We start from the raw sequence: 13,339 nt of genomic DNA on the forward strand, positions 1-13,339 counted from the left end.
ATGAACAGTCGGGGATATTTTTATGTTGGGGAATTGGATTCCGTCAGCGGACCTTGAATCCGCCGCCGGGAGGCATCCCAACGCCACTCAGGCACCTGCCCTTGCAGATGTACTCCTCCATACCAGCCATCCACACCCCTACGGGCAGCCGCATCCTCATCTCCATTCAGCACGCGATCGCCGAACCCGGTGATCTCCACGGTACCTTCGCGGAGCGCCTCCGCTTTTTGCCCATAGCCGGGGAACGACGCTACTCCACGAAGGTGCAGCAGCGGGCAGGGTTCCAATGACATGCTTCTGAGAATATGCCAAAACTGTAAGTCACCCATCCCGAACAGGGAAAGTCGATCTCCGACCAGCCGGAATAATTCCAAGGGGCGGTTCACGCCGTCTCGAACGAATTGCAGCGTTGTTTCCTCCACAATCCCGAGGCCGTTCTTGACGGAAGGATACCTTTCCAAATGAAGCCGAAAAGCTTCTTTCGCGAACGGCAAGGCGGAAGTGTTCCGGTCCAACAGTTCTTGCAAATACGCGGGATCCACCGAGGTGTAGGCCTCCCAAAACTTCGCGCCCAGTTCCAATTGTTCGGCCCCGACCGGCGTCCAGGTTCCCGACATGGCCCCTAATTGCTGGGGAGTCAGCTGCCCCAACCCCCGAAAGCCCTCGACCCCCGGGTATTCGCCGATACAGAGCAAGTTCAGCTTGGTACGCCCCAAGTCCAGCCCGGAAAACCGGGACAGCAGATAACACAGCATCGTTTGGTCGAAAAGATCATGTTCAAACCACAGGACGACCTCTTCATAATTCCGAACCTCTCCCAAAACCTTTTCCTGCGTTTCGCTGATCCTTATATACTCGGCTCCGGGAATGCCCAAAGTCTCTTCCAAATATTTCGCCCGCCGAGCCCGGCTCCCCGCTTCTTCCGGCTTTGCGAAGATCGGCCCGTGCGTATAGATCTCCCGCCACACCAGAATGTCGCCTTGAACGCCTCCCTGACGCAGCTTTTGTTCCACCACATCGCCATTTACGAGATGAAGCATCTTTCTTCCTCCTTCGTACAGCTGATGATATACGGAGACCAGGTCGGCCACGGGGAGGGAGCCCCTTAGCTTTTTCCGGGCGTCATGGAGCCTTTTTTTCAGCGCGGGCACCGAGGTTCCCGTGAAGGCCGAAATCTCCTGCAAGGTATAGCCCTGAAAATAAAACAGCTCAATCGCCAGACGCATCGGTGCCGTCAAGGTGGCAAGGGAGTCGCGAACCGATCGCTGAAGCTCCCTTTCTATAACCCTTTCCGCCACCCGGTCCGTTTGGCCGGTTTGGCGGATCCCTTCGTCCGCCTCCTCATAAGGCACCGCCCGCTCCCGTTTACGGCGAAGAATCCGGTAACACTGCCGAAGGACGATCGTCTTGAACCAGCCCGGAAACGCCTCGGCGGTCTTCAACCGGTCCAGGTGGAGGAATGCCTCGGTAAAGGCTTCTTGCACCGCATCCTCCGCCAATTGGTGGTCTTTCAATTTCCCGTAGGCAACCGTCTTCGCCATGGCCGTGTAATGCCGGACCACCGTCGCAAAAGCCTCCTTGTTCCCCTGTCTGGCCTTCTCTATATCTTCTAGTCTCAAGGCTGTCCGCTCCTTTATCTCCGTACTCGATATAGAAGTGCCGCCCAGGCTCTCAAAGGTTACTTGGGCTCGTTTGTCCAGACGTCCTCCAGCGGCAGCCCCTTTTCCGCACGAGCGGTATCGATCACTTTCTGAATGAAGCCGGTTTTGGATTTTGTGTACGCCTCAAGTTCGGTGCCGAACCGCAGGGCCGAAGCTTTCTTCACCTCGCCGTATTCACGGACCAGCTCGGGGTGCCGGCGCAAATAATCCCGCAGAAGGATCTCGTTCCTTAAATAAAATTCCTCGTCGTAAGGAAGGACATGAATGTTGTGGGTCCAAGTTCCGTCCGTGTATTTATTGAACAAATATCTTCCGTTCATTCCGGTCGGAACGTACTCGTAAACCTTCGAACCCAGGAGCGATTGGTAGAACGGCCATTCTCTAAAAGGGCGAACCCCCACAAAAATATCGATAATGGGCTTCGCTTCCTGACCGGGAATCGAGGTGCTCCCCACATGCTGGATCGCCTCGGCCTCGGCACCAAGAAGCGATGAGAGCCTGTTCCTCTCCTCTTCAAACTGTTCCGCCCATTCCGGGTTGTAACGGACAACCTGGATTTGACTGTGCATCATCTCTTACCTCCCTTGATTCAGTTCAATTCAATTCGATTCGATAAACAGATGCGCATGCGCCAGCTTATCCGAGTTTCTGACGAGGTACAAATTTCGAATAGCTTGACCTTTATCTTATTTTAACAGCTTGCTAGGTCCCACATGTACTTTCGGGCCTGAATCCGCAGGCGTGTTCCCATGTGAGGCCGCAAGTCAGAAATTCCTGCAAATCTGCAGGCTTTTTTCCCCTTTTGAGGCCGTAAATCAAAAATTCCTGCGAATCTGCAGGCTTTTCCGGAGAATTCTCCCATCAGCCGCCAATATTCAAAAAATTCCTGCAGATTTGCATCCTTTCTGTTCCGCCCCCCGAGAAACGGCAAAAATTCCTGCATTTTTGCATTTATTTGCATCCATCTGCACGCGAACCCAGATCCCAGCAACCTATGACGCCGAAAAAAAAGGCCGGTCCGCAGCCACGCCGCAGATCCAGCCTCTTTTCCATTCTTGCTCCATTATTGCTCCGTCCCCGTTCCACCCGGTGCGGATGTTGTCCCGCCGCCGCCCGGGATCGCCCCGCCTTCGGGCGGAACGCTTCCCTCCGTAGGCGTGCCGTTCTCCGGAGGTGTGCCGCCCTCCGGAGGCGCTGCGCCTCCCGGTCTGGCGCCGTCCGGCCTCATGCCGCGGCCTCCGCCCCCGCCGCCGGGCCCCCGGCCCGCGGTATTGCCGGCCGTCACGCCCGATTCGTTCAGCCAGATGGTCGTGCTGTCGGTGATGTCGAACGCCACGACCTTCGTGCCGCCCGATGCGGTTCCGCCGGTGAGGAGGCCGTCCGTTTCCGTGCCGGCCTTCGTGCCGCCGGTATACAGCGTGTAGGCGCCCTTCTCCATCTCCGGCGTGCTGATGACGACGGTTTGATAATTCTTCGTCGGCGTAAAGCTCATGATCGTCTTTCCGTCGCCATCCTCCAGGCGAACCGGGGTCCCGGCCTGCTGCGCCTGCGAAAAATTCATGGCGATTGAGTACTGGCTGGACGTGTCGGATGGTGCCTGAGCCATGCCCGAACTTCCCGCGACGGCCAGAATCCCGCCGCTGATTTCAAAGCTGCCGTCGTAATCCAACGCCCCGTTGCCGCCGGAGGTCGGCCCGTTCACCACCACCGTACCGCCGCTCATCGCGATCGAACCGTTCGCATCCAAGCCGTCTCCGTCGGCGTCAACAACCAAGTAGCCGCCGCGGATCGTCAGCAAGTTCGATCCCAACCCGGTCTTGCTGAACGAGTCCTGTTCCGGGCGTCCATCCGCCGACGAACTGTCGCTGCCGCCCGCCACGTTGACGCCGTCGTCGGAGGCCTTTACCCGGACTTCGCCGCCGGCCACCGTAATATTCGCCCCTTCGACGCCTTCATAGCTCTTCTCGATCTCCACCTTGCCGCCGGAAACGAACACCAGAGCGTCCGCGTGAATGCCGTCGTCGCCGGCGGCGATCCGCAGCTCGCCGCCGCCCACGCCCACATTGCCGTTGCCGTGCACGGCATCGTCGGCGGAGTCGATCGTGAAGCTGCCGCCGTTCACGCTGATGTCCGTGCCGGCCTTCAGCCCCTTCGCGCTGGCCGACTCCGTCTCCTCCGCCGTCCCGGCGGCGTTGCCCCCCGCGGTGCCGGTCCCAGCTGTCGCCGCGGTGTCCGCTCCGCCGCCGCCTCCTGCCGCCGCTCCGCCTTCCGTACTCGCCGCCGTTTTGCCCCAAGGCCCGCCTGGCCCTTGCTCCGGCGTCTTCACTTCCCCGTTCGCGTTCCCTCCGCCCGTAACGAGATCGAACGTGCCGCCGTCCACAACCAGGGCCGTCTCGGCCTGGATGCCGTCGCTCCCGGCTTCCACCTTGAACGCGCCGCCGGCGATGGCGACGAAGCCTTTGGACGCGTCCTCGTCATTCGTCGACTTGATCCCGTCGCCGCCCGCCTTCACGGTGATGCTGCCGTCCTGAACAGCGACCGCATCGCGGCCCATGATGCCGTCGTCGGCGGCCTTCACGTCCAGGATGCCTCCGGCGATCTTCAGGTCATCCTTCCCGGTGATGCCGTTATTGTAATTCCCCGTCACCGTCAGCTTGCCGGTTCCGTTGATCGTCAAGTCGGCCTTGCTGAACAATGCGGCGTTCGGCTCATCGGTGGAGGCGTCGGGAAAGACGTATTTTTCTCCATCGGTAATGACATTCTCCGAACCGTCCGCCAAAGTAATGATGGCCTTGCCCGCTTGTTTTACATAAATCGGAGCGCTGTCGCTGTCATGGATGTCCACCCCGTTCAGCACCAGGCGGACTTTCCCTTTATCCTGCACATCGACGACAACCTGCCCGTCGCTCAATTGCCCGCTTAGCACATAGGTACCCGCGGCCGTGATCGTCACGGCCCCGTCCCGGAACACCGCACCCGAACCGCCGCTGATCTCCGCGCTCGTTCCGTTCAGCCGGATCGCCGTCGAGCCATCCGCGCTCCATTCCGCCGCCGTGTCTTCCGCCTCAAAGCTCACCAGGTCGGCCGCATGAGCGTTGGTGAATTCCGTTTCAGCGGCCGTACCTTCGGCCGCCGCCGTCCCGCCTGACCCCGCGGCGCCGGTCTGACCCGCGGCGGCCGACCCGCACCCCGACAACAGCGCCAAACTCAACAGCAAGATCCCCAGCTTATTGCTTAACTCAAACTTCCTCATCATCCTTCATCCTTTCGTTTATCATTCTTGCCTCCGCTTCAGTAATCGGCCGCCGTCGGGCTCATCGTCAGTGAAATGTCCAAATTCCCGTTGCGGCAGCGAATCTCGTCCAGAAATTGCTTCTGATTCGTCAAGTGATCGATCGAGATGGCGTACACCAGTTCATACAAACTGCCCAGCTCGGTCGTCCTGATTTTCTTCAACTCGTACGCCACGGCGTATTTGTTGAATACCTCCTCGAACGCTTCCTCGTATCCCAGGTTCTCGGGAATCGTCACCTTCAGCACCTTTTGCAGCGTTTTTCTGGCTCCGAAGTTGAACCGATTCAGAATAAACATCAACAGGCACAAAATCAGGGTGAACAGCACGGCGTAACCGAACGATCCCACGCCGCAGGCCAGGCCCGCCGCCATAGTAAACAGCACGTACGAGATGTCCTTGGGATCGCCGGGGGCGCTTCTGAACCGGATGATGGAAAAAGCTCCGGCCAGACTGAAGGCCCTGGCGACATTGCTGCCGATCAGGAGAATAATAATGGCCACGATCGAGGGCAGCAGCACCATGGTCAGCGTAAAATTTTGCGAGTACCCTTTCGGATTGGTCTTCATGTAGGTCACGCTGATGATACCGCCCAGAACGATGGCGAACAGAATCGTCAGTACCGCATTTGTGAAGCTAAGCTCCGTATTGATGAGTGATGTGTTAAAAATGAAATCAAGCATAAACTTGTCGCTCCTTTTCCGATGATCCGCTTTTCAGCATTTTTTTGTACTCGTTGCCGTATTTGGAGAAGCTGGTCCGGTACATCCCGTGTTCCGAGAGCAGTTTGGCCAACCAAAGCGGAACGGTCTTCTCCGCCTTCACTTCCATCAGCCATAATCCCTCGGCCACTAAGGGCTCTCCATAGGAACCCTGCTCCAGCTTGAGGTCATAACGCCGGCTCCGCATGTTCGTATCGAAGGTGATCCGCAGATCCCGGCTTTTTTTGCAGAATAGCGCCTTCCGCTCATAGGCCAGGTACACTTTCGGTTCCAGTTCATACCGCTGCAGGAAATATGTAATTTCACGCAGAACCTGTTTGTTCATATAATCCCTGTATTCCGGCTCGATTCCGGTGCGGACGAACTCGTAGGCTTCATTCAGCCGGAGCGCCGTCCTCCGTTTGTTGACCAGCCCAAACACCTTTTTCTTGATTTCCAGATAGACCTTGGCGTCCTGCTCGGGAACCCCGTAGGCTCGGAGCCGCAGCTTTTCCTTATATTTCGGCTTCGCCAGGCTCGTGCGGATCAACGAATCCTGCTTCGTATCGAAATACAGGTTGCTGATCGAGTAAAACCCGTGCTGCCGGTTGTACTCGTCCGGTTCCATATAATCAAGCAGCGCGGAGTATATCGTATGGTAGGCTTCCGTATCGAGCAAATATTTGTTCTCATACCGGTTGAAGACTTCAATCGCCAATGCACCCAGTCCTTTCTTTATTGTTCTCAGCGGACAGTCATCCGCCGTTCCGATGTCTGTATCTTAGCCCCCGAACCTTTAATGAATCTTAAACGGGTTTACACAGCGTTAATAAAAGTTAGATTAAGGTTGATTAAAGGTAATCCTGTTATAATGGCTTCATTAAAAAGAACGCTGCGTGCAGGGGATGACAAACCATGAGAATACTGATCGCGGAAGACGAAGTGCATTTGGCGGAAGCCTTGACCCAAATTTTGAAGAAACATAATTATTCGGTCGATGCCGTTCACGACGGCCGTTCGGGGCTGGACTATGCGCTCAGCGGGATCTATGACCTGCTGCTGCTCGACATCATGATGCCCGAGATGGACGGAATCAGCGTCCTGAGAGCCTTGCGGGAGGAGGGCGATTCCACGCCCGTCATTTTGCTTACGGCCAAAGGGGAAATCTCCGACAAGGTGATGGGGCTTGATTGCGGGGCGGACGATTATATCGCCAAACCGTTTTCGACCGAGGAGCTGATGGCGAGAATCCGGGCGGCGCTGAGACGAAAAGGGGAGGTGCTTCCGGAGGATACCATGAAATTCGGGGATATCGAGCTGAGCACGGCCACTCTGAAGCTGACCTGCCAGGGGAAGGAAATCAAGCTGAATTTGAAAGAATTCGAACTGCTGGAACTCCTGATGGCGCGCAAACAGGCGGTGACGTCCAAGGAACAGATCATCGAAAAGCTGTGGGGCTTCGATTCCGAGGTGGAGCACAACAATGTCGAGGTCTACATCTCGTTTTTGCGAAAAAAACTGACCTTCCTGAATTCGGCGGTGCGCATCAGCACCATTCGAGGCGTAGGCTATGTGCTTGAGGTGACGGCCTGATGTTCAAGAAGCTGCGGAATCGGTTTCTGCTCCTGAATTTGATCACCATTTCGGTCATGATGCTTGTAGCCTTCGCTTCGATTTATATGATTACGTACCGGGATGTCCGCAATGATATCCAGATGGAGCTGCATCGGGTTATGGACTTTTCCCAAAAAGAGAACGGAAAAGAAGGCCGCTTCCGCCGGGACGATGCCTCGGGCATGATGCCCCCCGGAAACCGGGGCCCGCTCGATCCGGGGCCCGCGGATGGGCTGCTGCCGGATAACGGCTACGCACAGGCGGAGCGCTCGGTCTCTTTTACGCTGCAGACCGACGCCTCCGGAACACTGATCTCCTGGGAGTCCAAATTCGATTTTGATCAGACGTTCTATGAATCCGCCCTTCGGAAAGCCTTATCCATGCACAAGGGGACCGGACAGTTCAAGCTGGACGAGAGCACCTGGATTTTTACGGCAAGGCCTGTGATGGGTGGTGGACAGAAGCTGGTCTTCCTGGACATTACCTCGCGTCAGGGCATTCTGACCAATTTGATATACACGTTCGCGGTTGTCGGTTCGGTCATGCTGGTCGCCCTGTTCTTTGTCAGCCGCTATTTCGCCAATCGGTCGATTCAGCCCGTTCGGGAGGCCTTTGACAAGCAAAAGCAATTCATTGCCGATGCTTCGCATGAACTGAAAACCCCGCTGTCCATCATCAACACAAATGCCGACGTGCTGCTTGCGGCCGGGGAGGATACGATTTCCAGCCAGGCGAAATGGCTGCATTATATCAAATCGGAAACGGAGCGGATGACCCGGCTGACCAATGATTTGCTGTATTTGACCGAGATGGAAGACTCCCGGGATCATCCGCTGTTCGCCAAATTCGATTTGAGCGAAGCGGTGGAGACGATTATTTTGACGATGGAGGCCGTCATTTTCGAAAAGGAGTTAATCCTGGATTATGACATTGAACCGGCCATCACCGTGTATGGCAACCGGGAGCAGATCAAGCAGGTGGTCATGATCCTTTTGGACAACGCCATCAAATATACGAACGCCAAGGGAAAGATCACCCTGACCTTGAAAAAGCAGCCTCATGAGGCGGTTCTTGCGGTGCATAATACCGGAACCGGCATTGCCCCCGAGCATCTGGGCCGGATTTTCGACCGCTTCTACCGGACCGACCCTTCCCGGGCCCGCAAGCAGGGCGGCTACGGGCTGGGCCTGGCCATCGCCAAGTCGATCGTGGAACAGCACAAGGGGAAGATCTACGCCAAAAGCATCCCGGGCGAATCGGCCTCGTTCTTCGTTCACCTTCCTGAAAAGTAAATAGCACCCCTGTTTCAAACTAGTGGGCTATGACCGGGATGATATCCGCGTCACAGCCCTTTTTCGCTTCCATCCGCCATGCGAATACAATTTCAGGCCATGGGTGCTTACTCCCCCGTAGTTCAAGTTCTTTTGACCCGGGTCGACCGCGCTACTCCCAAAAGGGGACTGTAAGCGGTTCACCAAAAAAAACTTGTGTTTTTTCGGAAAATCGCTTGAAATTTGAACTTCTTCTGCCGATAACAGCTAAGTGGAGTCTTACCGAATACCCAGATATTTTGCATAATAATCCACAGTACATAGGATTCCTGTCCCGTTTTGAACAGAGGACATAGCGCAGAATTCGGAGAGTAACCGAGTAGGGCCCCGGAACTACCATAGGGGAGGAAACTTTTGCATGAGCCTGAAACTTAAGCAAAAAATGATCATTCTGATTTGTCTGCTGCTGCTGTTGAGCTTGGGCGCCGTGTCTTTGATCAGTTATAACAGCGCGTCCTCGCTGCTGCAGAACAGTATCAAGCAGGAAGCCCAGTTAACCGCGTCCAATCTGGCATCGGAAATCAACCATTTCATCGATTCCGAGATCGCTAAAGTCGACTCCATCGGGAAACTGATCACGGGGAACAAAGAGGAAGATCTTAAGCTGATTCAGAAGGCCCAGGAACAAAACAAGGAATTTGAAACCTTCTTTTTTTCCTATGATTTGACCGGCAAGAACGTTATCAATTTCCTTGGCGAGACTACCGATGTCTCCGATCGCGTCCACTATCAGGAAGCGGGCAAAGGGGAAGGAAAGATCGTCGTTTCCGAACCCGTCGTCTCCAAACGCACGAAGAACAACATCGTTACGATGATTCTTCCGCTGATGAAAGACGGCAAGCAGTACGGATATATGGGTTCGACCCTGCCGATCAACGCTGTGCAGGAATCCGTATCGTCGCAGAAATACGGTAAGAGCGGCTATGCTTTTCTCGTTAGTAAAGCCGGTAAGTTCCTATGGCACCCCGAAAAGGAATTGGTGCTGACCAAAACGGTGCAGGAGATAAATAATTCAGATATCGTCAAGGCTTACGAAAACGCCTTGCAGGGAGCCTCCGGGGTTTTTAAATATAGCAAAGACAACGCTGACTATTCCGGTGCCTATGCGGCAACGACGTATAAATGGGGCGTCTTCGTCACCGCTCCGACCAATGAGCTGTTTGCGCCCATTACGGAATTGACCCGTAAATTGCTGATCACCTCCATCATCGTTCTGGCGGTGGCGATTGTGTTCGCCTACCTGTTCACGGTCCAACTGATCCGGCCGATTCAGAAGCTGAATGCGGTGGTCAAAGATGTCGCTCAAGGCGACCTGACGAAGAATATCCTGGTCCACGGCAAAGACGAGATCGCCGTGCTGTCCGCGGATTTCAACCAGACGGTCTCCCATCTCAAACATCTGATCGAAGGGGTTACCGAAACTTCCAATCAGGTTATGAGCGTGACGGAGTCGGTATCCCACGGGATCGACAGAACCAAACAGAGCGTCAACGTCATCGGCAGCTCGATTCGCCAAATCTCCGACGGCGCCACGACGCATGCGGCAAGCGCCGAAGAGATCTCCCAATCCATGCGTGAGATGGCCGGAGGCGTCGTGAAAATCGCCGAGTCTTCCTCGCAGGTTTCGGAAGTGGCTCAGCAAGCGGCCAGCCATGCCGAAGACGGCTCCGCGGTCGTCGAGCAAGCGGTCGATCAAATTCGTAACATCGGTGCCGGGACCGACAAAGTGGGCGAGGCTATCGAGCGCCTTCACGGGCGTTCCCAGCAAATTGTGGAAATCCTCAACATCATTACCGATATTACGAAGCACATCAATCTTCTGTCCCTGAACGCTTCCATCGAGGCGGCCAGAGCGGGCGAGCATGGACGCGGCTTCGCGGTCGTGGCCGAAGAGGTCAAGAAACTGGCGGAGCAATCCAGCAAATCTACGGAAGAAATCGCCGAAATCATTAACGAAATTCGCGATGAAGCGCAAAATGCCGTTCAAGTCATGAACGATAACCGGAACGACGTCAAAACCGGAATCGCGTATATCGAAAATGTTCGCGAGAAGTTCACCAACATCCTGGACGCTTCCCGCAACGTCGCCGAGCATATTTTGGAAGTCACCGCGGCTTCGCAGCAAATGTCGGCCGGGTCGGAAGAGATCAGCGCTTCGGTAGAAGAAATGAAGTCGATCGCCCAAATGACGTCCAAAGACGCTCAGAGTGCGGCGCATGCCGCGGAAGACCAGATTCGCTCCATGGGAGACATCGCTTCGTCCGTTCAACAGCTGCAGAATGTTGCCGAAGAGCTGCGGAACGAATTGTCCAAATTCAAAATCTAATCGTCATCGTCCCTTTCCGAATACCCGGAGGCAAGTACAGCACGAACGACTTGAAAGGGGGGATGCCATACAAGGAACGGTCTAGCTGCTGCAAAGACGCAAGGAGAGGGACTAGTCACCAAGTCACCGGAGGCCCGCTGCAGGCAGGCTTCACCTAAACAACAACCAGACAAGAATCGGAGGAGAATTTTCATGTTGAAAAATTGGAAAAAAGTATTGATCGCCGGCGTAATGACGCTTTCCCTGGTAGGCACCGGCTATGTCGGCCATGACCTGATCGCCGCACAACACGTATCGGCCGCATCCGCTGCGTCCAATGCGCCCGGGCAAGAAAAGAAAGCCGCTGCGTCCCAATTGGATGCCATCATCGAGAGAGGCTATATCCGTGTGGGTATGACCGGGGATTACAAGCCCTTTACATATTTGAACCCAAAAACGAATGAATTTGAAGGTTATGACGTAGACGCCGCCAAAGAACTGGCTAAAGATCTGGGCGTAGAAGTTCGTTTCGTTAAAACGACCTGGTCCGACATGATGAAAGACCTGCAGGCCGACAAATTTGATATCGCCGTAGGCGGCGTAACCCGCAACACAGCGAGACAAAAAACCGCGTATGTTTCCCAAGGTTATGTGACTTTCGGTAAAGCGCCTCTGATCCGCGCCGAAGATAAAGACAAGTACAAAACGCTGGAAGACATCAACAAACCATCGGTCCGCATCGGCGTGAATCCGGGCGGAACCAACGAAGTATTCGTACGTCAACATCTGACAAAAGCGAACGTAACCGTAGTTGAGAACAACCTGGACATCCCGCACCTGGTAGCCGACGGCACTTATGACGTAATGATTACCGATACGGTTGAAGCGATGACTTACGCCAAAGCGGATTCCAGATTGTATGCCGCATTGACGGACAAGCCGTTCACCAAGAGCGAAAAAGGCTTCATGATTCCGCGCGGTGACTTCGTATATGCCAGCTACTTGGAAATGTGGATGGATGAAATGAAGCTGCAAGGCAAATTCGACGCCCTCTTCAAAAAGTGGATGGAGTAACGGATATTTAAAAAAAGAAGCCTCCCTTTGATGAGCTCAATCAAAGGGGAGGCTTTTTCATTTTAAGTTGCTTTACCAGTTGCTCTTTGATTTCTGTCGGCAACTCAAGCCAAGGCAAATCCGATATGGTCGTTTTTAACAAACTATATAGTTTGAACTATTGATTTGCATACCAGGTGCCCCGTCAGATCAGATAACCTTGACTAACAAGAATTCCTGCATATTTGCATCTTTTGGAGTGGAAGCACACCAGGCACCTTGATCGCAGTGGGCATAATACGGATTCGGATGTCTCATGGGGGTATGGGCAGCGGTGGAGAGCATTCTTTTCACATTCTTCACCGGCAGCTCATTGAATTAAAAGGAATTCCTCCCGTTAATTTGGTGCATATGCTCCTGGAGAGGCGAATTAGCTGGAGAACCTCCCGCTAATTCGCCCGAAATTTTGTATATTGGCAATAAGGCCGCGAAATAGATGGAGTTCTTCCAGCTAAATCCGATAGAATCGCCAAGATCGGTACATTAACGGGAAATTTTCCCGTTAATGATGTAAACTCCGATATATCTACAATTGTGGATGTCGGTGACGTATCTCCGAAACCATTTCACATCCTTCCCCAACACCAATTCTATAGTTCACCCTATATAGCGATAACGTATCTTTATGTTCCCGGAAAATTGTGCTAAACTTATAATCAAAGAGTTAGTTATCTGTATAACTTAAAAAAAGGAGGCATTCGAACCTTGGCCAGACCCAATATGGTCACAAAACAGGACCTTATTCTTTCCGCCGAACGGGTCATTCAGGAAAAAGGGCTGGATAAACTCACTTTCAAAGCGGTCGCCGAAGGGGCTCATGTCACTCAAGGGACGGTGTATTATCACTTTAAAACGAAAGAACAGCTGCTGTTCGAAGTCGTTCAATCCCTTTGCGACCGCTCTTGGGAGAACACCAAGCAGCTGCAGTTAAAGCAGGAGCACCCCAAAGAATCGGTGGACCGGCTTTTGGAGGAGGCGCTTCAACGCTGCACGCCCGATTCCATGTACCACACTTTATTCTACTCTCTTGTTGTCCATAGCCTGCAAAACCCGCCGATGCGGGAGCGCTTGGGTGAACTTCTTCAAGCCGAGAACGCCCATGTCGCCGCATTGCTGGAGCTGCTTCTGCCGGCATCCGGCCTCCCGGGCAAATCCCTGGAGTACAGGGCGGTCATGATCAATGCGCTGATCGACGGTTTGGCGCTCCAAGCCTTGGTCGATCCGCAGTTTCCGGCTCGGGAGGTATATGGCGAGCTGTCTCAAGTTCTCCTCGCCATATTCCCCGAAGCTTCCGATAAAAACAAAACGAACGAGTAGGAGGT

The 13,339-nt window shown here is 54.3% G+C and carries 10 protein-coding genes; 5 read left to right on the top strand and 5 right to left on the bottom strand.

The features are described from left to right. Positions 1-20: 20 nt before the first annotated feature. From FRY98_RS15685 to FRY98_RS15705, 5 genes are all read right to left on the bottom strand, one after another. A complete protein-coding gene (locus FRY98_RS15685; RefSeq protein WP_249043427.1) occupies positions 21-1,619 on the bottom strand; it encodes a sigma-70 family RNA polymerase sigma factor in 1,599 nt (532 codons plus the stop codon). A 59-nt stretch (positions 1,620-1,678) separates the two neighbouring features. After that, complete coding sequence (locus FRY98_RS15690) at positions 1,679-2,233, bottom strand: GrpB family protein (protein ID WP_211373308.1); 555 nt, start codon at positions 2,231-2,233, stop codon at positions 1,679-1,681. 491 nt (positions 2,234-2,724) lie between these two features. After that, positions 2,725-4,914, bottom strand: a complete 2,190-nt coding sequence (locus tag FRY98_RS15695) for a carbohydrate-binding domain-containing protein (RefSeq protein ID WP_148453604.1) — start codon at positions 4,912-4,914, stop codon at positions 2,725-2,727. 38 nt (positions 4,915-4,952) lie between these two features. Beyond that, positions 4,953-5,636, bottom strand: coding sequence for a DUF4956 domain-containing protein (locus tag FRY98_RS15700; RefSeq protein WP_148453606.1), 684 nt, complete (start codon positions 5,634-5,636; stop codon positions 4,953-4,955). Beyond that, entirely contained in the window at positions 5,629-6,372 is a 744-nt protein-coding gene (locus FRY98_RS15705) for a polyphosphate polymerase domain-containing protein (protein ID WP_148453608.1), read from the bottom strand. Before FRY98_RS15705 ends, FRY98_RS15700 begins: the two co-directional genes overlap by 8 nt. 197 nt (positions 6,373-6,569) lie before the next feature. Here FRY98_RS15705 and FRY98_RS15710 point away from each other — a divergent pair, with 197 nt between their 5' ends. The 5 genes from FRY98_RS15710 (at position 6,570) to FRY98_RS15730 (ending at position 13,334) form a co-directional block, all read left to right on the top strand. Continuing rightward, positions 6,570-7,247: a response regulator transcription factor gene (locus tag FRY98_RS15710; RefSeq protein ID WP_148453610.1), complete on the top strand. Its 678-nt coding sequence runs from the start codon at positions 6,570-6,572 to the stop codon at positions 7,245-7,247. Further along, a complete protein-coding gene (locus FRY98_RS15715; RefSeq protein WP_148453612.1) occupies positions 7,247-8,560 on the top strand; it encodes a sensor histidine kinase in 1,314 nt (437 codons plus the stop codon). Before FRY98_RS15710 ends, FRY98_RS15715 begins: the two co-directional genes overlap by 1 nt. 397 nt (positions 8,561-8,957) lie before the next feature. Further along, positions 8,958-10,925, top strand: a complete 1,968-nt coding sequence (locus tag FRY98_RS15720) for a methyl-accepting chemotaxis protein (RefSeq protein ID WP_148453614.1) — start codon at positions 8,958-8,960, stop codon at positions 10,923-10,925. A 192-nt stretch (positions 10,926-11,117) separates the two neighbouring features. After that, a complete protein-coding gene (locus FRY98_RS15725; RefSeq protein WP_148453616.1) occupies positions 11,118-11,978 on the top strand; it encodes a transporter substrate-binding domain-containing protein in 861 nt (286 codons plus the stop codon). A 744-nt stretch (positions 11,979-12,722) separates the two neighbouring features. After that, entirely contained in the window at positions 12,723-13,334 is a 612-nt protein-coding gene (locus FRY98_RS15730; protein ID WP_148453618.1) for a TetR/AcrR family transcriptional regulator, read from the top strand. Positions 13,335-13,339: the final 5 nt, after the last annotated feature.

The sequence above is a fragment of the Paenibacillus faecis genome (genome assembly GCF_008084145.1).
GTDB classification, from domain to species: Bacteria; Bacillota; Bacilli; order Paenibacillales; family Paenibacillaceae; genus Fontibacillus; species Fontibacillus faecis.

Bases quoted from the DNA above. Each gene is read 5' to 3' on its own strand.
- FRY98_RS15690 (WP_211373308.1), bottom strand. From the start codon at position 2,233: ATGATGCACAGTCAAATCCAGGTTGTCCGTTACAACCCGGAATGGGCG.
- FRY98_RS15695 (WP_148453604.1), bottom strand. From the start codon at position 4,914: ATGAGGAAGTTTGAGTTAAGCAATAAGCTGGGGATCTTGCTGTTGAGT.
- FRY98_RS15700 (WP_148453606.1), bottom strand. From the start codon at position 5,636: ATGCTTGATTTCATTTTTAACACATCACTCATCAATACGGAGCTTAGC.
- FRY98_RS15710 (WP_148453610.1), top strand. From the start codon at position 6,570: ATGAGAATACTGATCGCGGAAGACGAAGTGCATTTGGCGGAAGCCTTG.
- FRY98_RS15715 (WP_148453612.1), top strand. From the start codon at position 7,247: ATGTTCAAGAAGCTGCGGAATCGGTTTCTGCTCCTGAATTTGATCACC.
- FRY98_RS15720 (WP_148453614.1), top strand. From the start codon at position 8,958: ATGAGCCTGAAACTTAAGCAAAAAATGATCATTCTGATTTGTCTGCTG.
- FRY98_RS15725 (WP_148453616.1), top strand. From the start codon at position 11,118: ATGTTGAAAAATTGGAAAAAAGTATTGATCGCCGGCGTAATGACGCTT.